Origin of the sequence: Corynebacterium sp. CCUG 69979, from assembly GCF_024454095.1 — a bacterium.
Taxonomy (GTDB): Bacteria; Actinomycetota; Actinomycetes; order Mycobacteriales; family Mycobacteriaceae; genus Corynebacterium; species Corynebacterium genitalium.
On record NZ_JAGPZA010000006.1, the window covers coordinates 32,657 to 55,529 of the forward strand.

The 22,873-nt window shown below is 65.0% G+C and carries 17 protein-coding genes and 1 tRNA gene; 6 read left to right on the forward strand and 12 right to left on the reverse strand.

Going from position 1 to position 22,873, the window contains the following annotated elements; genetic code table 11:
- Positions 1 to 7: 7 nt before the first annotated feature.
- The 5 genes from KBX18_RS05155 to trmB all read right to left on the reverse strand — a co-directional run bounded on the left by KBX18_RS05155 (position 8) and on the right by trmB (position 6,375).
- Positions 8 to 1,534 (reverse strand): FAD-binding protein, encoded by a 1,527-nt coding sequence (locus tag KBX18_RS05155; protein WP_370687225.1) that lies wholly within the window; start codon positions 1,532 to 1,534, stop codon positions 8 to 10.
- A gap of 100 nt (positions 1,535 to 1,634) precedes the next feature.
- Positions 1,635 to 2,657, reverse strand: coding sequence for a YbhN family protein (locus KBX18_RS05160; protein ID WP_255995099.1), 1,023 nt, complete (start codon positions 2,655 to 2,657; stop codon positions 1,635 to 1,637).
- Positions 2,650 to 4,926 (reverse strand): MMPL family transporter, encoded by a 2,277-nt coding sequence (locus KBX18_RS05165; RefSeq protein ID WP_255995100.1) that lies wholly within the window; start codon positions 4,924 to 4,926, stop codon positions 2,650 to 2,652. Before KBX18_RS05165 ends, KBX18_RS05160 begins: the two co-directional genes overlap by 8 nt.
- An 8-nt stretch (positions 4,927 to 4,934) precedes the next feature.
- Entirely contained in the window at positions 4,935 to 5,606 is a 672-nt protein-coding gene (locus tag KBX18_RS05170; RefSeq protein WP_255995101.1) for an NYN domain-containing protein, read from the reverse strand.
- On the reverse strand, positions 5,599 to 6,375 hold the full coding sequence (gene trmB / locus KBX18_RS05175; protein WP_255995102.1) for a tRNA (guanosine(46)-N7)-methyltransferase TrmB: 777 nt from the start codon (positions 6,373 to 6,375) through the stop codon (positions 5,599 to 5,601). Before trmB ends, KBX18_RS05170 begins: the two co-directional genes overlap by 8 nt.
- A gap of 189 nt (positions 6,376 to 6,564) precedes the next feature.
- On the opposite strand from trmB, the gene KBX18_RS05180 reads away from it, so the two are divergent.
- Positions 6,565 to 8,379, forward strand: coding sequence for a phosphoenolpyruvate carboxykinase (GTP) (locus KBX18_RS05180; RefSeq protein WP_255995104.1), 1,815 nt, complete (start codon positions 6,565 to 6,567; stop codon positions 8,377 to 8,379).
- A gap of 300 nt (positions 8,380 to 8,679) precedes the next feature.
- Here the strand turns inward: KBX18_RS05180 and KBX18_RS05185 are convergent, their stop codons facing one another.
- Complete coding sequence (locus KBX18_RS05185; protein WP_255995105.1) at positions 8,680 to 9,450, reverse strand: class I SAM-dependent methyltransferase; 771 nt, start codon at positions 9,448 to 9,450, stop codon at positions 8,680 to 8,682.
- Between the two features lie 34 nt (positions 9,451 to 9,484).
- Between KBX18_RS05185 and KBX18_RS05190 the strand changes: the two genes are divergently transcribed.
- Positions 9,485 to 10,570 (forward strand): glycosyltransferase family 4 protein, encoded by a 1,086-nt coding sequence (locus tag KBX18_RS05190; protein ID WP_255995106.1) that lies wholly within the window; start codon positions 9,485 to 9,487, stop codon positions 10,568 to 10,570.
- Positions 10,571 to 10,723: 153 nt separating this feature from the next.
- Here the strand turns inward: KBX18_RS05190 and KBX18_RS05195 are convergent, their stop codons facing one another.
- Entirely contained in the window at positions 10,724 to 12,298 is a 1,575-nt protein-coding gene (locus KBX18_RS05195; protein WP_255995107.1) for a hypothetical protein, read from the reverse strand.
- Positions 12,282 to 12,857 carry a DUF3068 domain-containing protein gene (locus KBX18_RS05200; protein ID WP_255995108.1) on the reverse strand — a complete coding sequence of 192 codons (576 nt, stop codon included), beginning with the start codon at positions 12,855 to 12,857 and terminating at the stop codon, positions 12,282 to 12,284. Before KBX18_RS05200 ends, KBX18_RS05195 begins: the two co-directional genes overlap by 17 nt.
- On the opposite strand from KBX18_RS05200, the gene KBX18_RS05205 reads away from it, so the two are divergent.
- The gene (locus tag KBX18_RS05205) at positions 12,856 to 13,986 is read left to right on the forward strand and encodes an acyltransferase (RefSeq protein ID WP_255995109.1); all 1,131 of its coding nucleotides are present in this window, start codon (positions 12,856 to 12,858) and stop codon (positions 13,984 to 13,986) included. The two genes, KBX18_RS05200 and KBX18_RS05205, sit on opposite strands and share 2 nt — an antisense overlap.
- Before the next feature lie 180 nt (positions 13,987 to 14,166).
- Here the strand turns inward: KBX18_RS05205 and KBX18_RS05210 are convergent, their stop codons facing one another.
- Positions 14,167 to 17,259 (reverse strand): alpha-(1->3)-arabinofuranosyltransferase family protein, encoded by a 3,093-nt coding sequence (locus KBX18_RS05210; protein WP_255995111.1) that lies wholly within the window; start codon positions 17,257 to 17,259, stop codon positions 14,167 to 14,169.
- An 8-nt stretch (positions 17,260 to 17,267) separates the two neighbouring features.
- Positions 17,268 to 17,471 carry a DUF2613 domain-containing protein gene (locus tag KBX18_RS05215; protein WP_005288147.1) on the reverse strand — a complete coding sequence of 68 codons (204 nt, stop codon included), beginning with the start codon at positions 17,469 to 17,471 and terminating at the stop codon, positions 17,268 to 17,270.
- 273 nt (positions 17,472 to 17,744) lie between these two features.
- Between KBX18_RS05215 and KBX18_RS05220 the strand changes: the two genes are divergently transcribed.
- Both KBX18_RS05220 and KBX18_RS05225 read left to right on the forward strand, forming a co-directional pair.
- Entirely contained in the window at positions 17,745 to 18,911 is a 1,167-nt protein-coding gene (locus KBX18_RS05220; protein ID WP_005288149.1) for a glycoside hydrolase family 3 N-terminal domain-containing protein, read from the forward strand.
- A gap of 111 nt (positions 18,912 to 19,022) precedes the next feature.
- Entirely contained in the window at positions 19,023 to 20,642 is a 1,620-nt protein-coding gene (locus KBX18_RS05225; RefSeq protein ID WP_255995147.1) for a VanW family protein, read from the forward strand.
- Between the two features lie 6 nt (positions 20,643 to 20,648).
- Here the strand turns inward: KBX18_RS05225 and KBX18_RS05230 are convergent, their stop codons facing one another.
- Together KBX18_RS05230 and KBX18_RS05235 are read right to left on the reverse strand one after the other, a co-directional pair.
- Entirely contained in the window at positions 20,649 to 21,371 is a 723-nt protein-coding gene (locus KBX18_RS05230) for a triacylglycerol lipase (protein ID WP_005288154.1), read from the reverse strand.
- A gap of 210 nt (positions 21,372 to 21,581) precedes the next feature.
- A tRNA-Gly gene (locus KBX18_RS05235) sits at positions 21,582 to 21,655 on the reverse strand.
- Between the two features lie 99 nt (positions 21,656 to 21,754).
- Here KBX18_RS05235 and dcd point away from each other — a divergent pair.
- Positions 21,755 to 22,318 carry a dCTP deaminase gene (gene dcd / locus KBX18_RS05240; RefSeq protein WP_255995112.1) on the forward strand — a complete coding sequence of 188 codons (564 nt, stop codon included), beginning with the start codon at positions 21,755 to 21,757 and terminating at the stop codon, positions 22,316 to 22,318.
- Positions 22,319 to 22,873: the final 555 nt, after the last annotated feature.

Genomic DNA, 22,873 nt, shown 5'->3' on the forward strand with positions numbered 1-22,873 from the left:
TGTCCTCCTATGCGTTGTCAATTGTCTTTTCGTACAGGCCCGGGAACCTCAGCTCTGGGTCGTAGCGCTGCTTCATCTGCTCCGGCAGATCACCGCCATAGAGGTTCTTGAACTGGGAGCGGCTGTAGAACGCCTCCGAATACAGTGATTTGTGCCCGCCCAGCTCTGTGACTTTCGCTTCAATGATCTTGTTGAAGGCGCCCGGTGCCTGTTTGTCAGACACGTGGTCGGCGGGCACGCCTGACCAGAACCCGACGTTGACCCATGTGGTTCCCGGTTTGAGCGGGTACAGCGGCCACGGTTCGGATTCGCTGAATCCGACCCCGGAGAGTTCCTCCACGCCTGCGCGCAGGCGGATCGGGCATAGCCACACCGGTTCGATATCGCTGGCGCTGAAGAACCAGGAGAGGAACTCGGCGACGTGGTCATCTGTGACCTCGATGTCTTGGACTACTCGTTCAGTGCGGGGCAGACCTTTCGGCTTCTTCAGAAACCGGTATTCGAGGTCGTACTTCTTGTCCGCGCCCACCAGTTTCCAGTAGAAGGAGCTGCGCCGTAGCTCCCGCGGCCACACCGCGCGTACCTGCGGATGTTGGGCACCAAATGCTCGGGAGCACCAGAACCAGTCGGTGTCCCAACGCCAGATGTAATCGCGGATGGTCAGGTAGTCGTGTTTCGTGCCTTCCGGGTGTTGGATCGAGCGGTAGTAGATCCCTTGCCGGGTGTAATCGGAGGTGCCGGCAGCGGTGTCAACCTGAAACGCCAGTACCAGGTACTGCTCTTCGGGGGAGAAAGCAACGGCATCGAGACCGTGCAGGTCGCGGCCTCCCCACTCCCCCGACGTGGCCAGCTGCGCCAGCGCCGCCTGGAACGTGTCTAGGTCGCTGTAGCGAACATGCTTTAGCTCAATGAACGGGGCAACCTCCTCCAGTTCGATCTTCAGCCGCACGGCGTAACCGAGAGACCCGTAGGAATTCGGGAAGGCACGGAACAATTCGACGTTGCGTTCGCGCGAGCACGTGAGGATCTCTCCGGTCCCGATGATGACGTCCATTTCCAGGACGGACTCGTGCGGCAGACCGTTGCGGAAACTAGTTGATTCCACGCCCATTCCAGACACCGCGCCCCCGAGGGTAATGGTCTTCAACTGCGGCACGACAAGCGGTGCCAGCCCGAACGGCAGTGTTGCGTCGACGAGGTCCTCGTAGGTGCACATTCCTTGCACATCGGCAGTTTTTGCGACGGGGTCAACCTCGATGACACCCCCGAGGCCGCTGACGTCGAGACCGGTCCCGCCGCCAGCGCGCGAACGGAAGAGATTCGACGTGCGCTTGGCTAAGCGCACACGCTGCCCGCCGGGCACGGCAACGAAGCTGCTCGTGAGCGTATCGACGCTTCCTTGATGCGCATTCCACCCCACCGGCTGAATGCGCCGTCCGTCCATGCGTGGGGCGCCGGCAATTCTCGTCGCTGTGTTTGCGGCGGCATTTGTGATTACCCCCGCTAGATTGAGCAAGCCCGGAGTAGCACTCATAGTTGCCACTGTAGACCCCTTCCTTACGTCGTGCGCAGCAAGCACGAGGGGCTAGGGAACCACAGGGTGCTCACGACGGGAGCGGGAGTACCGCGACGCCTCAATCGGGCCCGTTCGCCTGCGGCCTGCCGAGCATGAAGCCTTTTCCGGCGTAGACCACCAGGTAGATTACCCAGCCGATGAGCGTGATGAAGGCGAAAGAGATGATCCGGTAGACCAGCGTCGCGGCGGTGGCGTGGACGAGGGTCAATCCGGAGGCCACCAGGGAGGCTGTGGCGACAGGTTCGACAGTGCCCACGCCGCCGGGGGTGATCTGGGCGGCACCGGCGAGCTTGGTCATGATGAACGCCAGCGCGACGCCCTGGATCGTGGTCTCACCCGGGCCGGCGGTGAAACCGGGGGCGGACAAACCGCTGGCGGCGGTGACGGCCCAGACGGAGAAGTAGAGGGTGGCTACGTCGAAAAGCTGGTTGAGCAGAGAGAACGTCGCGGCGGCGACAAACTCGGGCACCGTCATGCGGATCGCGGAGAGCTGGTTGATCACGGTCAGAACCCGCAATTCAACAGCCGGCGGAAGGACCCGCGCCCACCGGGTCAGCACACCCGGGTTGAACGCCGCCCAGAACACCAGACCAATGGCCACCAGCGCCACCACGAGCGAGCCGACAAGCGCCCACACCGACAATCGCGCGCCGAGGAAGATCACGGCGGCGATGCCGATGACCACCATCCACACGGTGGACAGTGCCCCGGAGATGACGAAGAACCATCCGCACCGTCCGGTCGAAGCTCCCCAGGACCTATGCACCCGGTAGGTCAGCCATGCGGACAGTGCGGGCCCGCCGGGAATGGAGGTGGACCAAGCATTACTGGCCAGGGTGATGGCGGTGCAGTTGGGGAGGGTGGAGCGGACGCCATCGTCGATAAGCAAAATGCGCATGACGGCGGCCATGGCCACGATCGCGAGCAACGAGGTGACCACCGCCGCGCAGATGGGGGCGGGGTTGGCGTGGCGCAGCGCGGTGAACGCGTCGCCGAGGAAGTCCAGCTCGTTGCGGAAGGCGAACAGAAGGACCGCCAGCACGACGACTGGCGCAATCCATCCGATCCACCGCTTATCCATTCAACCGCCGCATCAGCTCGTCGAAGGGGATGAGGTCCGCGTCCTGGTCGACGGTGACACCGGAGCGCACGTGACGGTTCGCGGCGACGGTTCCGCTAACGGGAATGTCGCCCGTGTACGGGTGCGTGTGCGCGGTCGGGGTGGGGTCTGAACCCTCGCCGAAGGACTCGTAGACCTTCTTCACCCAGCGCGGCGCCCACCAGTTGTCCTCGCGCAGCTCGTGCATCACCGCAGGCACAAGCAGCAAGCGGATCAGCGTCGCGTCGAGCGCCAGCGAAATGATCATGCCGTAGGAGATGTACTTCATCATCACGATCTCGCTCAGCGCGAACGCCGCAGCCACAACAATCATGATCAGCGCCGCGGCGGTAATGATGGAGCCCGTGTGCGCGGTTCCATATTTCACGGCATCGCTTGTCGACGCCCCCTTGTGCCGCGCCTCCACCATCCGCGACACCAGGAACACTTCGTAGTCGGTGGACAACCCGTACAGAATCGCAATGATGAGGACGAGCACCGGGCTCATCAGCGGCCCGGGCGTGAATCCGAGCAGGCCCGAGCCGACGCCGTCGACGAAGACGAGGGTGAGGAAGCCCAGGGTCGCGCCAATGCCCAGGACGTTCATGATCACGGCCTTGATCGGCAGAATCATCGAGCCGAACAGCACGGCCATGAGCAGGAACGTGGCCGCGACCATGTACAGCGCCATCCACGGCAGGCGGTTCAGGAGTGCCTCGATGGACTCGACCTCCATCGCCGGGGTTCCGGAGACATAGAGGTCCACGCCCTCCGGGGCCTCGATGTCGCGCAGCTGATCGACGACGTCTTGGCCGCCGTTGCGGTCCGCCAGCGTGCCCGACAGGACCGTCGTGCCGTCCTGCGTCGGCTTGGACGGTGCCAGCGGGGACGCCAGGCCGGTCACACCGCGGGTTTGCATGACGACGTTGACAAGCTCCTCGTTCGACGCGCCCGTGACCACCAGCTTGACGGGGTCGGTGCGGAAGGCGGGGAACTCCTCGTTGAATTCGTCCTGGGCCTGACGGACCTCGTTGCTGGGCGGGAGGTAGCTCTCGTTGATGCCGCCGAAGGTGATACCCACGATCGGCAGGGTGAGCAGCAGTAATCCGCCCGTGACGGCAACGATGACAGCCTTAGAGTGGCGCATTGCCCAGGCGGGGATCTTGTACCAGATGGTGTCTTCAAGCCTGCGGGCCTTGCGCGAGGCGCGGCGGACCGACCACTTATCGATGCCGCGTCCTAGCATCCCGAACAGCGCCGGCAACACCGTCACCGAAATCACGGCGGCGAGCACCACCGCGCAGATCGCGCCGTAGGCGACCGATTTGAGGAAGGCCTGCGGGAACATGAGTAGGCCGGACAGGGCCACGCCCACCATGAGCGCGGAGAAAAACACAGTCTTGCCGGCCGTGGTGGTTGTCTCCGCCACGGCGTCTTCTATATCGGCAGGCGTGTTGCCGCGCCGGTCGAGCTCCTCGCGGAAGCGCGAGACCATGAACAGGCCGTAGTCGATAGCCAGACCCAACCCCAGCAGGGTGATGACGGACTGGGAGAAGACATTCACCTGCTGGAACTGCGCCAGAATAGACAGGATCGACATCGAGCCGATGATGGACAAGATGCCCACCACCAGCGGCATGCCGGCCGCCACGACACCGCCGAAAACGAACAGCAGGATGACGGCCACGAAGATGAGGCCGATGCGCTCGGCCCGGGCGATGTCGTCGGCCATGCCTTGGTCAAGGGCATCGGCTACAGCGGTGGCGCCGGCGACCTGGACGGTCGCGCCGGGGACCTCGATCGCTTCGAGCTGCTCCTCGAGCGCGCGGTAGTCCTTCAAGGTTTGCTCACCGTCGCCGGCCAGGCCGATTGCGGTGAAGGCCTTCGTGCCGGTCGCGTTAGCCAGCTGCGGGTTCTTCGCGTCGAAGTAGCTGGCCATGTGGTCGACTTCCGGGCGGTTCTTCAGCGCGTCAATCTGCGTCTTGGCGGAGTCGAACACGGCCGGGGAGGCCACGCCTTGCTCTGCCGTGACCAGCAGGATCACATCGCCGGCGTTATCGCGGCCGAAGGTCTCTTCCTCGATCACAGCCGCGGTGGTGGAGTCCGCGTGCGGGTCCTCCCACCCCTCCTGCGATAGGCGGTCGCCCAGCTTCGAGCCCCACAACACCTGCATGAGCAGGATGATGGCGATGACTACGACAGGGATGATCCTCCGGTGCCGGTAGGCGATGCGGCCCCACGTGTAGAACAAGAAGCCTCCTAACCTTTGTTGAGCAGAGCGGAAAGCGGGCGGAAAGGCTGCAGCCAGGCGCCGTCCTCCGGCAGCTGGTCAAGGTTGACGCGCGGCAACGGCTCGCGGAACACGCCAGGAATGTCCTCTAAGTCTACGAACGTGATGGCAGGGGAGGTGACTGCCCAGCTGGCGTGTTCGTGGAAACCTAGGACGGTGGTGGGCAGGCCGTCGGCGGAAAGCTCGTCGAGAAGCTCGTGGAAGTTCTGGCCGTCGGCGGACGCAACGACCACGCCTTGCAGCACGCCTTCGGCGCGGCGACGCTCGATGTGCTCGATCATTTCGCCGTCGACGTCGGAGTCGTCGTCAGCCTTCGGCTTGGCAAAGACCGCGAAACCGACATTGCGCAGCGCCTCGACCCACGGGCGGACCACGTCGGCCGAGCCGGGGGAGACGTTGGTGAACACGGTGGCTTCCGGCTCGATGCGCCGGCCCGTGCGGGCAGAAAGATCTTCGGCTTGGTGGACCAGCCAGCGGCCGATTGCGTCGAAACGCGGGCGGTGCGAAGACGTGGGCCGCCCGCCCAGAATCGCTCCCAGTCCCATGTCCAGGTTGGGGGCGTCCCACACCAGCAGCAGGCTGTCCGGACCCGCCTCTGCGCCGGGCGCGTAGGGGTGGGTCATGTTGTGGAGGTCATTCATTTTTCTTTTCCCAGAGGTATTCGCGAATAACGTGTTCTTTATCCAGGCCTTTGCCTTCGAACTTCGTAATTACTTGACGGTTCGTCAATATGGGTGCATTCTCCCACGGCCACCCCTTGTATTCGAGCATTGGCTCTACATTGACCAGCTCATCAATCCATTTGGCGTAGTCGGAGTGATCGGTGGCCACGTGCAGCACACCGCCCGGCTTGAGCCGCGTGGCAATGAGATTGAGCGTCCCCGACTGAATAATGCGCCGCTTGTGGTGGCGCGCCTTCGGCCACGGATCGGGGAAGAAAATGCGCACGCCGTCGAGCGACTCCGGCGCGATCATGCGCGCCAGCACCTCCACACCGTCACCGCGCACCATGCGGATATTCTCAATCCCGCCGCGCACCACCGAGCCCAGCAGCTTCGCCAACCCCGGCTTATACAATTCGACGGCGATCACGTTCGTGTCCGCTTCCAGCGGAGCCATCGCGCTTGTCGACGTCCCCGTCCCCGACCCAATCTCCACCACCGTCGGGTGCCCAGCGCGGCCGAACCACTCGTCGTAATTGATGTGCTGCTCGTCTTCGGTGTTTTCGAGAACAACGCCGAGCCGCGGCCACCATTCGTCGAAAAGCGCTTGCTGATTCTCAGTGAGCGTGCCTCGGCGGAACGTCACCGACCCGAGGCGCGGATAATCCAGCCCCGTATCAAATTCAGTCTGCGGAGGGCGGCCGTGCGGAAGTTCACCAATAGATTCAGTCACGCTGACATTGTCCACTATGGCTGGTGAAAGCCCGAAATTTAGGCGCCACCTTATTTCGGGGGTGTGTAATCTGTGCCAACAACGCGCTTAAATGCGAGGTTCGCAACTGCCAGCGGAATCCTACGATCGTCGGATACGCTGGGGTTAACAAAAAGTTCATTTTGTAACGCCGAGAACAGTAACCGCCGAGTGTGAGGAGAGTACATGGCTACCGCAGTGAAGGGCCTTGAGGGTCAGGCCCCCACCGAGAACGAGCAGCTGATTGCGTGGATCAACGAGGCAGTAGACCTGTTCCAGCCGGACAACGTGGTTTTCGCGGACGGCTCCCGGGAAGAGTGGGACCGCCTCGCCGCTGAGCTCGTGGAAAAGGGCACCCTGATCAAGCTCGACGAAGAGAAGCGCCCGAACAGCTTCCTCGCCCGCTCCCACGCGTCCGACGTGGCGCGCGTGGAATCCCGCACCTTCATCTCCACGCCGACCGAGGACGGTGCCGGCCCGACCAACAACTGGGTCGCTCCGGACGAGCTCAAGGCCGAGATGACCGAGCACTTCCGCGGCTCCATGAAGGGCCGCACCATGTACGTCGTGCCGTTCTGCATGGGCCCGATCTCCGATCCGGACCCGAAGCTGGGCGTGCAGCTGACCGACTCCGAGTACGTGGTCATGTCCATGCGCATCATGACCCGCATGGGCCAGGAAGCCCTGGACAAGATCGGCCCGGACGGCGACTTCGTCCACTGCCTGCACTCCGTCGGCGCTCCGCTCGAGCCGGGCGAGGAAGACGTCGCATGGCCGTGCAACGACACCAAGTACATCTCCCAGTTCCCGGAGACCAAGGAGATCTGGTCCTACGGTTCCGGTTACGGTGGCAACGCCATCCTGGCGAAGAAGTGCTACGCCCTGCGCATCGCGTCCGTCATGGCACGTGAAGAGGGCTGGATGGCTGAGCACATGCTCATCCTCAAGCTCACCGACCCGGAGGGCAAGAACTACCACATCACCGCGGCATTCCCGTCCGCGTGCGGCAAGACCAACCTGGCTATGATCACCCCGACCATCGAGGGCTGGTCCGCGCAGGTCGTGGGCGACGACATCGCATGGCTCAAGCTTCGCGACGACGGCCTCTACGCCGTCAACCCCGAAAACGGCTTCTTCGGTGTCGCCCCGGGCACCAACTACGAGTCCAACCCGATCGCCATGCGCAGCATGGAGCCGGGCAACACCCTGTTCACCAACGTCGCCCTGACCGACGACGGCGACGTCTGGTGGGAGGGCATGGACGGCGAGGCTCCGGCCCACGCCATCGACTGGCAAGGTAACGACTGGACCCCGGAGTCCACCACCCCGGCCGCCCACCCGAACTCCCGCTACTGCGTGCCGATCTCCCAGTGCCCGGCCGCTGCCCCGGAGTTCGACGACTGGGAGGGCGTGAAGGTCGACGCGATCCTCTTCGGTGGTCGCCGCCCGGACACCGTCCCGCTGGTCACCCAGGCCCGCGACTGGAACCACGGCACGCAGATCGGCGCGCTGCTGGCCTCCGGCCAGACCGCGGCATCCCTGGAGGCCAAGGTCGGCTCCCTGCGTCACGACCCCTTCGCCATGCTCCCGTTCATCGGCTACAACGTCGGCGACTACATGCAGAACTGGATCGACCGCGGCGCCGAGGGCGGCGACCGCATGCCGTCCATCTTCCTGGTCAACTGGTTCCGCCGCGGTGACGACGGCCGCTTCCTCTGGCCGGGCTTCGGCGAGAACTCCCGCGTCCTGAAGTGGGTTGTCGACCGTATCGAAGGCCGCGTCGACGCCGACGAGACCCCCGCCGGCCTGGTCGCTCGTGCCGAGGACCTCGACCTCACCGGCCTCGACACCGACATCGAGGATGTCCGCGAGGCCCTCGCCGTCACCCCGTCCGACTTCGAGACCGAATTCGCCGAGGGTGAGGAATACCTCAAGACCCTGGGTGACCGCGTCCCGCAGGAGATCTTCGACGAGCTGGAGAAGTCCAAGTCCAAGATCTAGGGGTCGGCGCGAGCCCGGGCCTGATTTAGGCCCGGAATGATCGGCCACTGCGGAAAAGTTGACAAACTCGATTTCGCTCTAGAACGGAAACCGCTGGTCACAGCGGTTTCCGTCTTTTGGGCGGGGTCAGGATTGTCAACTTTTCCGCATGAGGGGGTGAGTCCTGCAAACGTTGACAAACTCCAATCCTGCCTAGAAGCATCCGTGCAGGTCAGGGCGATTTCGGTGAGGAAATCGAAATCGAGTTTGTCATCTTTTGCAGCGGGGGCTCGCGCAGCGTGGCGCGCCGGACGCGCCAGGCTACCGCGGTTGGAGGACCAGTACCAGGTTGGAGACTGCGAACTCGCGCAGGCCGGGCACCTTTGTCACCCACCAGGCCCAGCTCGGGTGGTAGCGGGGGAAGGTCAGCAATAGGTCGGCGACGCCGGCTTCGGTTTTCTGATGGGACCAGGTGAGGCCCCAGGTGGTGGGGACGTCGAAAAGCGAAGTGCCCCAGACGTTCTTTGGGGGGTGGCCGTGTTTCTTCTCGTAGCGGCGGCGGGCGAACTCCCCGCCGACGTAGTGCTGCCACAGGCCCGTTTCGTGGCCGCCGAAGGGGCCGAGCCACACCGTGTAACTGATGATGGTCAGCCCGCCCGGCTTGGTCACGCGCAGCATTTCGTCGCACATCGCGTCCGGGTCGGGGATGTGCTCCACGACGTTGGACGAGTACACGATGTCGAAGGTTCCGTCGTGGAAGGGGAGGGCGGTGCCGTCGCCACGTACGGCGCCGTAGCCGGTCAGCCCGGCCGCTGACATCTCGGACACGCTCGGCTCAAGGCCGACATACCACGCGCCGGCCTGCTCGAACTCGGTGGCGAAGTAACCGGGGCCGCCGCCGACATCCAGCACGGATTGGCCGTGGAGGGGGCGGTTGGTGAGGTCGTGGGAGAGGGCGTCGATAAGCAGGCGGGTGTCGCGCGCAAGCCCCCCGTAAAAGATGTCGGGGCGCGACTGCTCGTGGCGAAATGACCGCAACAGCCCGAAAGAGCGCCGAAGCGTGGCCAGTCTGCGTGTGCGCGGTGCCTTCATTCCCGCCACTCTAGCCACGGTAAGGTGGACGGGAATGAAGATCCTCCTCCTCTGCTGGCGCGACACCACCCACCCCCAGGGCGGCGGCAGCGAACGCTACCTCGAACGCGTCGGCGCCTACCTGGCTGAACAGGGGCACGAGGTGGTGTATCGCACGGCGTCGCACACAGACGCTTCACGACGGTCGCTTCGCGACGGCATCCTCTTCCAGCGCCTCGGCGGCAAATACTCCGTTTACCTGCTGGCCCCGCTCGCGATCTGGCGGCAGCGGCCTGACGTGATTGTGGATACGCAAAACGGGATCCCCTTCTTCGCGCGGCTATTCACCCGTCGGCCGGTCGTCCTGCTCACGCACCACTGCCACCAGGAGCAGTGGCCGGTGGCCGGGCCTGTGATCGGGCGGCTGGGGTGGTTCCTGGAGTCGCGGTTGGCGCCGCGGGTGTACCGGGGCGCGCCGTATGTGACGGTGTCGGAGGCGTCGCGGACGGACCTGGTGGCGTTGGGGGTGCGCCGGGAGGACATTGCGATCATCGAGAACGGTGTCGACCCTGTGCCCGCTGACCTGCCTGTTCTTGGCGGTTCAGGTTTGCGGGTAGTGGTGCTGTCGCGTCTGGTGCCCCACAAGCGGATCGAGCAGGCCATCGATGCTGTGCGGTGGATCGACGGGGTGACACTCGACATCATCGGCTCCGGCTGGTGGGAAGACGAGCTGCGAGCTTACGCCGCCGAACTTGGCGACCGCGTCGTCTTCCACGGCCACGTCAACGACACCTACAAGCACGCCGTCCTCGCCCGGGCATCGCTGCACCTGATGCCGTCGCGCAAGGAAGGGTGGGGGCTCGCCGTGACCGAGGCCGCCCAGCACGGCGTGCCCACCGTCGGGTACCGCTCCGCCGGTGGCCTGTGCGATTCCATTGTGGACGGCGAGACCGGTGTGCTCGTGTCCACTGAGCAGGAGTTTCACACGGTGGTGCGTGGCCTGCTGGCCGATTCGGATCGGCGGGAAGCGCTGGGTTCGGCTGCTCGTACCTTCGCAGCGCAGTTCTCCTGGCAGGAGACCGGCCGGAAGTTCGCTGCGCTGCTGGAGGGGTTCGTTGGGGGCGGTGCCCGGGGGCGGTAGAGCGGCGAGCGGCTGCTGTCGGATGTGATCGGCTGGGGTGGACTGGGGCTTGAGAGGGTTTGAGCCGGCCGATACATTTTTAGTATCGCCTTCTAGGCTTCGCCTGCGGCGTTTTCCCAGGTGGGATTTCACCCGAGACGTCAGAAGGCGATACTAAAAATCTATTCCGGGGGTTGAGTGGCGTGAATCTGCCTCGGGCAGTCGCCTGCGCCGAGCAAAAGCATCCCGGGGAGAAGTGCCGCGGGCGGCGAGGCCGAGGAGCGGCACTGCGAACCAGAGCGCCAGCAAGCCGAGACCAAGCCCATTGCGTTTGCGGGCCGGAAGACCGGCGTCTTCGACAGTGAACCCGTTCGCGTCGGGGCGAACGACCAGGCCGACTTCGGGGTCGGAGTAGTAGCGGGCCGTGGCGGGGTCGTACTCGCCGGCCTCTGCACCTGCGAAGATCTCGTTTGCGGTGCGCCAGCGGGGGGAGGGGGTGTCGGTTTCGGTGCCGTCGACGACGAGGGATCCCGATTCGACCACGTTCATAGCCTTCGTGGCGGGGTCGATGACCGGGATGCCGTCGGACCTCGTCAGGAGTGTTGGCCGGTCGACAAAGAAGACGTCCCGGCCACGGTGATCAATCTCGGGAACGGCGACCTCTACTGGCGCGAGGAGCGCCACCGCCCGTGGCGCGTCGGGGACCTGGAGCAGGGCGAGCACAAGAGCGACGGCGGGAAGGCGCGGGTCGACCACACGCAGCGAGGCCGCCGCCACGATGAAGGCGGGGAGGGCGAGGGCAGTGAACTTTTGGGCATCGCGAAGAAGTCCGCCGCCCGGAATCGTAGACACGAGCCACCCCATTGCGCCGGGGAGCAGCCACGACACCAGAGGGACAGCGAATCCAATGCCGGCCAGGATGAGAAGCGGGCGCGGCACCCGTCGCGCGGCCACGCAGAGCAGCGCGAACAACAGAACTCCTACCAGCGCAAACCCGACCTGCCGGGAAGCGGGGGCCGCGTCACCGTTCCAGATGCCGCCGAGCCCCATGAGGGAACCGAGGGTGCCGGCGTAGGTCTCTGCACGGGGTGCGAAGGCGGTTGCGGAGGCGGCGGTCGCGGTGGTTGTCCCGGATCCGAGGCTCAGCACGCTCGGCACCACCCATGGCAGGCAGCCCACCACACCGGCGACGGCCACATACCATCGCTGGTTAACGGCGAGCCCCGTGAGCAGCGCGAACAATCCGCCGGTCGGGGTAAGTGAAGCACTCCACATCGCCAGAATCTGCCCCGGCCCTCGACACAACGCCACGGCTGGCAGCAGCCAGGCCGCCGCAGCGAGCGACCATTGGCCCTGCAGAAGACGCTCTACCACGAAGGGGTTCCACACAGCGATCGTCATAGCAGCGGCCGAGGACCACAAGCCGCGGCCCGAACGCGCGCCAACCCACGCCGCCGCACCCGCCGCAGCCACCATGAACAGCGCCACGAACCACGTCGCCGGCACGACCGCTCCCACCACGGCGAGGACCGCGTCCTGCGGCGCGTTGCGCCCCGGCAGGTCTCCAAACCCCAGCGACGCGTGGGTCAGGTAGGGCCGCGGCAGCACCATCATGTCGCGCAGGGCCAAGGAACCCCCGCCGAAAACGAGCAGGAAAGGCCAGGTCAGCGACCCGACGAGGAACACACCCCAGGCGACGAGCAGTACCCGCGCGACGGGGAAGCGTGCACCGTTATCTCCGCCGGACAAGGAACACCGCCCCGGTCACAGCCGCCGCCAGCGCCACGAGCCGGGCGACCACGGCTAGCAGCTGCAGCCACCACAGCACCCTCACCTTGGATTGCGCTTCGGCCACCTTCTCATTGCGGGTGTCGGGGGAGAGGCGGGCGGGGCCGTTGGTGGCGTCGATAAGCGTGCCCGTGCGACGCTCAATTTCGTACGTGCGCCCATCGCCGCTGAAGCGCAGCGTGCGCATGCCGTCGACGGTGCCGGGGCCGACGTAGTCGACGCGTGTGCCGTCGTAAATGTCGTAGCTGCGGCGGTCGGGTTCCCACGGGAAGAAAATGACCTGACCGCGGTTGGTTTCGCCGGAGTCGCGCGACATTTCCGCGTCGATGCCGTCGCCGGTGATGCGCGCTGACTTGCGCGGACCGGACACCTCGAACGTCTCTGTCGAACCATCGTCCCAGGTCAGCGTGTAGGTCCCGTTGTCGATCAGCTTCATCGCGCCGATCACCGGCGGCGCCACGAAGTTGCCCAGCGCGAGCGCGATGACGAACACCGCCAAGCACCACCACAGACGTTTCATGGGACTCCTCTACAATTTCGGTATTACGAACACTAGCAAGCTGCCGGAGCTCGAGGGCCTGCGCGCGGTCGCCGCCCTCGGGATTGTGGTCACGCACGTTTCGTTTCAGACCGGGTTGGGGTCGCGGTTGCTGGAGCGTTTCGATTATTTCGTCGCTGTGTTCTTCGCACTGTCCGCGTTCTTGCTCGCGCGTGGCCCGCGGCGGCGAGGCTATTATCGACGGCGCTTCGCCCGCATCGCGCCCGGTTACCTCGCGTGCGTCTGCATCGTCATGGCGGCGCTGCCCTCCCTGACCGGGTTGTCGCCGTTGCAGGCGGTGGCGCAGGTGTTCATGCTGCAGATCTACGTGCCCGAGGGGCTTGTTCCGGGACTCACTCAGCTGTGGAGCCTCTGCGTTGAAGTGGCGTTTTACCTGGTCTTGCCGCTTTACCTCGTGCTGGGGCCCCGCGCCCGCGGGATCCTGCTGCTCGCGGTTGTCGTGTTCGGTTTGAGTTGGCCGTGGTTGATCACGCTTATCGACGCCCCCGTCAACCTCCAAATCTGGCCCCCCTCCTACGCACCATGGTTTGCGGTCGGGCTGCTGTGCGCGGAGTTCGAGCGCTTATCCGCGGCACCGCCCCTGACCCGATTCACCAGCTTCCGCTGGATCTTTCCGGTCGTGGCCCTCGTGGTCGCGTGGGTGTCTGGCCATCTCGGCCCGCCCGGTCTGCAGCACCCGACGCCGGCCGAGTTCAACGTGCGCATCATTCTGGGGACGGTCTTCGCCGCCCTGTTCGTCGTGCCGTTCGCGCTGGCGCCGTCGACCGGGGCCGGCCGGCACTCCAAGCCACCGTTCTTGGCCGGGCCCGTGATGGGCGCGCTGGGGAAGTGGTCCTATGGGATCTTCCTCTGGCACGTCGCCGTGCTGGAGATGGCGTTTCCAGTGCTGGGGGTGGACTTGTTCAGCGGCAGTGTTCTGGACTTCGCCACAGTGCTGGCATTCACTGTCGTTGTGTCCGTAGCAGTGGCGTACATCAGCTACGTGCTTGTCGAAGCCTCCGCCATGCGCCTCATTCTCGGCCGCCCACCGACTCAAGCGGCGGGTCAGGGCAGGCGGGCTAGGCGGACTGGGCGCGGCCGCCGGCAGTAGCAACCCCAGAGCCCCGCAGAATACTGCTCGCCCATATGCGCTTGAATGCATGCTTTTGACCAGCGCGTTTATGTGAGCAGTATTCCGGAAAAGGCCGAGCAGTATTCCGGGGATTGGGTGGGTGCTCGTTCGCGGGGTCTGCGGCCACTCCGCATTGCGGAGTCCCTGGGGTTTTGCAGACTACCGCCGCCGCCACCACTCGCCGGCAAGGCTGGTGATGGCGACGCACCCGGCTATCGTCACCAGCACCGAGTCACCCGCGTAGTTGGCGGCAGGCCAGGGAGCGCGGGCGAGCCAGAGACCCATGAATCCCACAGCGCCGGCTGCGAGCGCCCACCCGGGAATCAAGGTGAAACGGCGGATGAGCAGGGTGACCAACCATGCGCCGACCCCGTACCAGCCACCGACGAGGGTGGTCGCGGCGAGCGTGGCCAGCGCGGTCACTACCTGGGAGGCCCACGCGGCGGGGGCGGCGGCAACATTAGCCGCGAAAGGTGCCGCGGCCGAGCGCGGCCGGCGCGAGTCGATGCACAGGCAGGCGGCCACGGCGAGCAGGCTGAGCGCGCCGCCGAAAACAAGGCTGAAATAGAAGAATCGAGACCCGGCGAAGGACATGCTGAACTCGCCAGTCAGGCCGGCGGGGACGGTGAAAGCTTGCATGCCGGAATCGATGCGCGTCGGCTCGAGGGGGACGTCGCCGATGAAACCGCGCAGCCCGGAGTTGTAGGCGCGGGCGGTCATGATGATCCGATCACGATCGGAAGCAGGACCGGAAGCAGTGACGGTGCCGTCGAAGGGCTCCCACGGCGAAGCAGCAGCGCCGGATTCAGCACCCGCGCGCGTCAAGGCCACAGTCTCGGATTTGGTCACAATGGTGTGGCGGCCAGCGCTGAGGGTGACGGGGCCTGGGGGGCGGGGTGTGCCGTCGATAAGCGCGCGGGTGGACAGCTCGAATGTGCCTGCCTCTGTCTCGAAGGAGCGGTGCAGAAGCTCGGTTGCGGGGAAAAGTCGCTGGAAGAAGTAGGTGTCGGCGATGCCGTCGACAGTGACGATGCGGCGCACGCCGAACTCGAGTTCGCTGATACCGACGGGTTCGGTGAGCTCGATGGTGACCGAGTCGCCCTTGATATCGACCGCTTCAGGCTCGTCGGCGCGTAGCTCGAGGGTGCCGCTGTCAAGCGTGCCGGACCAGTGCACGGTCGTGTCGTCGGTCGCGGTGATCGTGAACGCGCCGGGCTCACCGTCGGCGACGGCCTCGATCCACGGGTCGCGGTCGCCCGGCGCGGGGTGCCACGCGGTGTCCTCAATGCCGTCGAACGCGCTGTTCATGGACTTGGATGGTTTCGCGCCGCCGAATGCGTCGACGTCCGCGGCGCTTGACGACGCCCGACCAATCCCCTCCTCACTCACCCCCACAAGGCGACCCTCAGAGGGGTAGTCGGGGAGACGGTTGTGCACGTCGCCGCCCTCCCAGATGTCGTCCTCGATGGTGCCGTAGGGCAGGTGCGCCGTTGTCGGGCCTTTGAGCGTGCCGTAATTGCGTTTCACCAGGGCGGGGGTGTCGGTGATGATGTCGGCGTCTGCAGGCGAGGCGGTGAGGGTGCGCGGGGAGTAGCCGAATTCGCGGTCGAGCAGCGGCAGGACTTCGCCTCCGCCGGCGACCGCCGCGGGGTCAGCGCCGATCATCATGCCGCGCTCGCGGTCGAACAGGTAGACCGAGAGGTCACCGAAGACCTTGGGCTTTCCGAAGCCTTCAGCGAGCTCAGGCAGCTCGGGGTCGGCGGCGAGATCCCCGCGCACCACGACGGCTCCAACACCGATCGAACGCAGCGCCTCTGGGTCGAGCGCGGCGATCTGGCCGTCGAGGCCGCGGATGGCCTCTGGGTCCACAAGCGGGATGGCGTCGCGGACGGCGAAGGGGACATCGGTGAGGGCCTGGATCGGCTCATCACGCGTCCAGCCCCAGGTCTGCCGCGCGAAGGATGTCGCCGGCACGACGAGAGTGCGGGTGCCGGCTGCCTCCTCATTGAGGAATGCAGCGGCGGTCTGCCAGTCCTCGGAGACCTCCGTCCACGTGCCTTCCGGCAGCAGCCGCAGCGTCCACGCCGGCGCGACCGCGATCACGGCAACGAGCACGACGGCCACAACCCCCGGCCCGCGCGGTTTCATCCGCGCTACCGCGTACCCCACGCCGAGACAGATGGGCAGCCTGACCAGTGGATCGAGTTTGTGCAGGTTGCGGAAGGGGGCGAGGGGGGCGTCGAGAAGGGAAAGCCAGAAACTGGCATGCGTGCCCATGAGCGCAACACCGAGGCACAGCAACACGATGGGGTAACCGCGGCCTTCGAGCGCGAGCCCGGCGATGCCCAGCGCGGCGATCGCGAGCGTGGCCAGCACAAACACCGGCTCGGTGACCAGCAGATGCCCCGCGACGCGCTCGGTGTCCACGAACGGTGACCACGACGTTGTGCCGCGCAGCAATTCGGCGAGGTTGAGCCAGCGCGTGGTCACGAATGAGGACTCGATGAAGTCCGTGAACGGTGGCGAATAACGGCCGAGTACCAGCAGCGGCCCGATCCACCACGCGCTCACTGCCGCGACACCGACGAGCCATTTCGCCAGCGCAGGCCACGCACGCAGCCAGATGAGCAGCACGAACGCGGGCAAACACGCCATCATCGTCGCGGTCGCATTCACCGCGCCCATCAGCGCGACCGGGATGACCGCCGCCGCAACATTCGGGCTGCGCTGCATCAACGGCACCAGCGTCCACGGCACCAGCGCAACAGGCCACGCCTCCGACGAGATCGCGGTCAAGGTGGTCAGAATCCGTGGGCTCAGCGCGTACAGCGCTGCGCTTATGCGCGACCCACTCAACCGGTACATCCCCGAAAACGCCACCCCCATGACAACCGTCCACCACAACCGCTGCGCCACCCAATCCGGCAACGGGTCCGTGATCAGGAAGAATAAGCCGTGGGGGAAGAGGTAACCGTAGGCCTGGTTCTGGATCTGGCCCAGCGTGAACGTGTCGGTGTAGGCCTGCGTGGCCTGGGCGAGGAAGCCGGCTGGGTCCGCCGACAGATCGAACTTCGTGTCGGCGGCGGTGCGGCCTGGGGGTTGGAGGAAGGAAATGAGGGCCAGTACGATCCAGCCAATGAGGTGGGTGCGGGCCTCAGAGCTGATTCCGGCGAGGGGATGTGGGCTGGTGCGGCTAGCGTGGGGGCCGGCAGTGCCGCTGGTACCGCGGCGGGGAATGCGCAGCGTGCGCATGGCGCCCTCTACTGTCGGGACCCGTACTCCGGCCCGCCGAGGACTGCCTGGTCAGCGGGAACGGCATTGCCCGCCGGGACCTGGTTCTGGCCGGAGAAGCTAGCGATGCCGATCACGCCCACAATCCCCAGCACAACGCCAGTGACAGTGCTGGCCAAAACCGGGCCGATGGAGCGGCGGGGCCAGGAAGCGAATCGGTTCGTCATGGTCATAGACCCTACCACGGCAGGTGTGCGAGGCCAGAGCCGTTGTGCAAGTGCGGCTGGGGTCTTCTCTGGGGTCCGGCAGGTGTCTGTGCAGGCCCGCTGCGGAAAAGTTGACGTCCGCCGCCGTTTGATGGAAAGGCCCCACTTTTTGACCTGCATGGACGGACCAATAAGCGGGTTCGCATGTAAAGTTTTCCGCAGTTTTGTCTCCAAGGGTCAGGGGCTAAGATTGTCTCGGCAATCAACCGGCCCCGTCCGGACCAACCCAAGGAGCGACCTGTGCACGTACGACCAGCAGCGGCCATCGCAGCTGTCGCGTTGACGTGCGCCGCATGCGTTCCGGGAGGTCAGCCCAGCAACGAGGAGGCTCAGTCCGAGCAAGTCCAGGTCACCGCAACGGAAACGAACGTGGTCACGGTGACACCTGTGCCGGAGAAGACCGCGGCGGAAGAACGCGTGCCGGAGGACCTGCGCATGCGGGTGGCCTCGCTGATGGTGGTCGGTGCGGCGGACTATGACCAGGCCCGCGCCGCGCTAGAGCAGGGAGCTGGCGGTCTGATCATTCCCAGCTGGGCCGACCCGAAGCTGCTCACAGAGCCGGGCCGCAACATCAATGCGCTCCGCGAGGAGTTCGACCGCCCCTTCACGGTGGCCATCGACTTTGAGGGCGGCCGGGTGCAGCGCCACTCGGACGTGCTCGGTTCCTTCCCCGCGCCGCGCGACTTGGCCAATCAACCGCCGGAAGTCATCCGCGGCACCGGTTACGACATCGGGGTCACGCTGCGCAAGCACGGCATCAATGTCGATTACGCGCCGCTGCTGGACTTGGACGTCACGGACCTGGACATCGTCGGCGACCGCGCGTTCGGTCAGACACCGGAGCGTGTGTCAGAAGTCGCGACCCTTTTTTCGCAGGGGCTTGTCGACGCCGGAGTCACCCCGACCTTCAAGCATTTCCCCGGCCACGGCCGTGCCTCAGGCGACACCCACCTCACTTTGGCGGTCACGCCGCCGATCGAGGAGCTGAACGCCTCAGACCTGGTCCCGTACGGGACGGTGTTGCCGCAGTTTCCTACGGGGTCTGTCATGGTGGGGCACATGGTGGTCCCGGGGGTTGGTGAACCGAACACGCCGTCGTCGTTGAACCCGGCTGCGTACCGGATGCTCCGGGAGGGCAACTATCCAGGTGGGAAGCCTTTTGCGGGTGTCGCGGTGACCGATGATCTCTCCGGCATGCGCGCCATCACGGATCTCATGCCCACCCCGGAGGCGGTGCGCCGTGCAATTGCGGCTGGGGCGGATCAGGCGCTGTGGTCGTCGGGAAGCGATCTGGGCCCGGCGATCGATGCGACGGTCGGTGCGGTCGAGCGCGGCGAGATTCCGGAGGAGCGGATCAACGCTGCTGCTGCGCGTGTCCAGCAGCAATTTATTGATGCCAACCTGTGAGTTGCTCGGTAGTCCACTAACCTTATGTGGGTGAGTTCTATAAACGCAGCTGGAAACGAGCAACGTAGCGGTTCGCGGACCGGCCGGATTGTGGCCGGATTCCTCGTCGGCATGCTCGTGCTGCTGTTGGGTCTGTACCTGGCAGACGTGGCGTTCAACCGGGGGCATGTCCCGCGCGGCACGACTGTCGGCGGTGTGGAGATCGGCGGCATGGAGCCGGCTGCGGCGGTGAGCAAGCTTGAGCAAGAGCTCGGAGGCGTCAGCTCTCGGCCGGTGAAAGCCGCCGCCGGTGAGCAGAGTACTGAATTCGTCCCTGAGCAGGCGGGGCTGAGCGGTGACTGGCAGCGCACGGTGGATGACGCCGGTGTGGAGTCCCTCAACCCGGTCTCCCGCCTGGCTGGGTTTTTCCGCAATAAAGAGGTGGACATTGTCTCCACGATCGACCACGACAAGCTGGTCGGTTCCGCTGAGCGCGTGGCTGGCGACCTGAGCGTGAAGCCGGAGGATGGCGCCGTGGCCCTCGAGGGCGGCGAAGTCAAAGTGACGGACCCGAAGGATGGCCAGGCCGTCAACCGTGAGGAGCTCGAGCGTGCGATGTCGCTAACGTGGCTCAACCCGGACGGTGTCGAGGTCGAGCCGCAGGTGACGCAGCCTGCGATTAATGACGATATGATCAAGCAGATCGTCGACGGCCCGGCCAACAAAGCCCTGAAAGGCCCGCTGACGCTCAAGGGGGAGCAGGACACCAACGCGGTCATTGAGAAGGCCCGGATGGGTGAAGTGGTCACGTTCCGCAATGACCCCGAGGCGAAGAAGATCATCCCTGAGGTCCACGGCGCCAAAGCACAGGAGATCTTCGGCGAGCAGCTCAAGGACACTGTGACCAAGATGGAAAACGCCACGATCAGCGCCTCCGGCGAGGTCACTCCGTCCAAGGACGGCAACGAGATCAAGTGGGACGAGACGATGAAGGACTTCGACAAGCGCGTGATCGGTGACGAACCGCGTGAGTGGGAGGCCAAATACGAGGCTGTCCCCGCCACCTTCAAGACGGAGGATGCGGAGAAGGCCACTTTCAACGAGGAGGTCGGCTCGTTCACCACCGGCGGGTTTGAGTCGGCGTCGGGGCACAACATCAAGATCGTTGCGCAACAGGTCAACGGCGTGATTGTCAGCCCGGGCCAGGAGTTCTCCCTCAACGGGTTCACCGGCCCGCGCGGTACGGCGCAGGGTTATGTCGAGTCCGGCATCATCATCGAGGGTCGCGCTGGGCGCGCGGTCGGCGGCGGCATCTCCCAGTTCGCCACGACCCTGTACAACGCCAGCTACTTCGCTGGCATGACGGACGTGGCGCACACGCCGCACTCCTACTACATTTCCCGTTACCCGGCCGGCCGCGAGGCCACCGTCTACGAGGGCGCGATTGACCTGGTGTTCAAGAACGACACTCCGCACCCGGTGAAGATCGTCACGGAGTTCGGCGGCGGCCAGATCACGGTGAAAATGATGGGCGTGAAGTCCCGCGAGGTCGAGTCCGTCAACGGCGGCCGCTGGGCGCAGACATCCCCGCAAACGCAGTCGCTGTCCGGCGACGGCTGCATCCCGTCGGGTGGAGCACCAGGCTTTACGACGTCCGACACCCGCATCATCCGCGACCTGGGCGGGTCCGAAATCTCCCGCGAAACGACAACGACCGTCTACGACCCGCAGCCGATCGTGCGCTGCGACTAGAGCCGGTTAACTGGGCGCAGTCTCACCCGGCTCGCGCTCTAAACCCCACAAGGTCAGTTCGGCCGTTTCCCTGTCGCGCGGCATGAGGGGGTGGAGCGGGGCGCCGGGGATTTCCAGGTTGACCACGTCGGCGCCGTCGATAGGCGTGAGGATGGAGGTCTCCACAGGCGTGACCACGTGGTCGCGCCGGGAGTACAGCGAGGTGTACATCACGCGCGGATTGGTATCGGGCACAGTGGCGAGTTCGTGCGACCATTCCGAGCCCGCGAGTTGCTGTACTGCGCTGGGGCTGGCCATGCGTTCCCAGAACTTCGGGTTGCGGCCCGTGATGGGGTTGATGCGCGCGGCGTATCCGCGCAGGTCGGTGCCGTGGAAGTTGGCGCCCATGGCCACGACGCGCTCGACTCGTTCGGCCCCGCCGGCAGCGATGAACAGTTTGGTCAGCAGCCCGCCCTGGGAGTGGGCCACTACATTCACCTTCGATGCTCCGGTTTCACTCAGTACGTGGTCGACGTTCTCGCCCAGCTCGTCGACCATGTCCTCGATCCGCCCAGTCCCGGCGAGACCGGGGATGAGCATCCTGCCGTAGTCGTACCCCCAGACCCAGTGGCCGTGGGAGGAGATCAGGCGGGCGTTTCGTCGAAAAGCAATGGTGCGGCTGTTGATGCCGTGCACGTAGAGGACAGGTGTCGCGTGCTGGGCGTCGAAGCTGGGGTCGTTGAAGAGCACGCCCCTAGTTTAAATACCGCACGTGGAGGGAGGGGGGACCCCGGCTCGGTGGTGCCGGAATACTGCTCGGCTTTTTCTGGAATACTGCTCGTAGATTCGTGCTGGTCAGAAACATGCAAAAGCGCTAATGTTTGCCAGTAGTATTCCGGCCGCGGTGCGGCGGCGGGCGCCAAAACGGCGAAAGGCCCAGGCGTGTGCCTGGGCCGAGAGTGGAGCCGGCGACGAGAATCGAACTCGCACTCTCAGCTTGGGAAGCTGATGTTCTACCACTAAACTACGCCGGCATGCTTTCTACCAGGTTAAATGGTGTCTGATGTGAAGCAGGCTCAATCGTAGCACCGCCACCGTGCCCCACGAAAAACGCCCGCATCTAGAATGAAGCCGTGCTTCTTTCAGACCGCGACATCACGACAGCCATCAGCGACGGCCGCCTGGGTATCGACCCCTTCGATGAGGCGAACATCCAGCCCAGCAGTATCGACGTGCGCATGGACAACCTGTTCCGCGTGTTCAACAACTCGAAGTACACGCACATCGACCCGAAACAGGAGATGCCGGATCTGACCACCATGGTCGAGGTGGAAGAGGGCGAGCCGTTCGTGCTGCACCCGGGCGAGTTCGTGCTCGCGGCGACGCTGGAGACCTTCTCGCTTCCCGACGACCTCGCCGGCCGCCTCGAAGGCAAGAGCTCCCTGGGCCGGCTGGGCCTGCTTACCCACTCCACCGCAGGCTTCATTGATCCGGGCTTTTCTGGCCACATCACCTTGGAACTGTCGAATGTGGCCAACCTGCCGATCACATTGTGGCCGGGCATGAAGGTGGGGCAGCTCGCGCTGTTCAAGATGTCGTCAGCGGCCGAAACGCCTTACGGTTCGTCGAAGCTCGGGTCGAAGTACCAAGGCCAGCGGGGGCCGACGCCGTCGAAGGCGTACCTCAACTTCCGGTGACCAAGGGATAGCGCTGGATTACCCGAGGTATACGGGCTGGGCCGCTAACTAGCACGTGTGCCTCGGGCCAAAGGCTATTGAGAAGCCGGCTTGAAACTCGGTGCCAGTGACGCAGCTGCTGCAGATTGAGGAGCGGTTCAAGGTGCGAGGCCCGGTTTCGTGCTTGCCTCAAGGTTTCAGCCCATGTGTAGGCCTGGTAAGCCGACGCTTTGAAGCCTTGGCTGAGAGCGTCCTCCCAAAGGTCGACGCGAGGGCCCGAACGCTGGCCGTTTAAGGAGGGCGGTTTCGGGATGAGCTGCAACCAGGTGCCGAATGATAGAGCCGCGACTAGGTCATCGTGGTTGGGGTTATCTTTAGTGCACCTTTCACGTGCTTTGGTTTCCCACCAGTATTTATACAGGGGCCGCTTGGTAGTAGGGCGCCATGAGCGTGGTGGAGTGCTCCTGACGATGTGCGATAACGGAACCGCTGGCTTTGTAATCCAATCCTTGGTGCCGATTTTTTCCTGGTTCCATATCCTCAGCTGCTGGTCGATGCAGTCGCGTAGGGCTACTT

Coding starts and splice junctions, on each gene's coding strand:
- KBX18_RS05205 (WP_255995109.1), top strand. CDS start 12,856: ATGGGACTCCTCTACAATTTCGGTATTACGAACACTAGCAAGCTGCCG.
- KBX18_RS05200 (WP_255995108.1), bottom strand. CDS start 12,857: ATGAAACGTCTGTGGTGGTGCTTGGCGGTGTTCGTCATCGCGCTCGCG.
- KBX18_RS05225 (WP_255995147.1), top strand. CDS start 19,023: ATGCTCGTGCTGCTGTTGGGTCTGTACCTGGCAGACGTGGCGTTCAAC.
- KBX18_RS05185 (WP_255995105.1), bottom strand. CDS start 9,450: ATGAAGGCACCGCGCACACGCAGACTGGCCACGCTTCGGCGCTCTTTC.
- KBX18_RS05215 (WP_005288147.1), bottom strand. CDS start 17,471: ATGACCATGACGAACCGATTCGCTTCCTGGCCCCGCCGCTCCATCGGC.
- KBX18_RS05210 (WP_255995111.1), bottom strand. CDS start 17,259: ATGCGCACGCTGCGCATTCCCCGCCGCGGTACCAGCGGCACTGCCGGC.
- KBX18_RS05180 (WP_255995104.1), top strand. CDS start 6,565: ATGGCTACCGCAGTGAAGGGCCTTGAGGGTCAGGCCCCCACCGAGAAC.
- KBX18_RS05160 (WP_255995099.1), bottom strand. CDS start 2,657: ATGGATAAGCGGTGGATCGGATGGATTGCGCCAGTCGTCGTGCTGGCG.
- KBX18_RS05155 (WP_370687225.1), bottom strand. CDS start 1,534: ATGAGTGCTACTCCGGGCTTGCTCAATCTAGCGGGGGTAATCACAAAT.
- KBX18_RS05190 (WP_255995106.1), top strand. CDS start 9,485: ATGAAGATCCTCCTCCTCTGCTGGCGCGACACCACCCACCCCCAGGGC.
- KBX18_RS05170 (WP_255995101.1), bottom strand. CDS start 5,606: ATGAATGACCTCCACAACATGACCCACCCCTACGCGCCCGGCGCAGAG.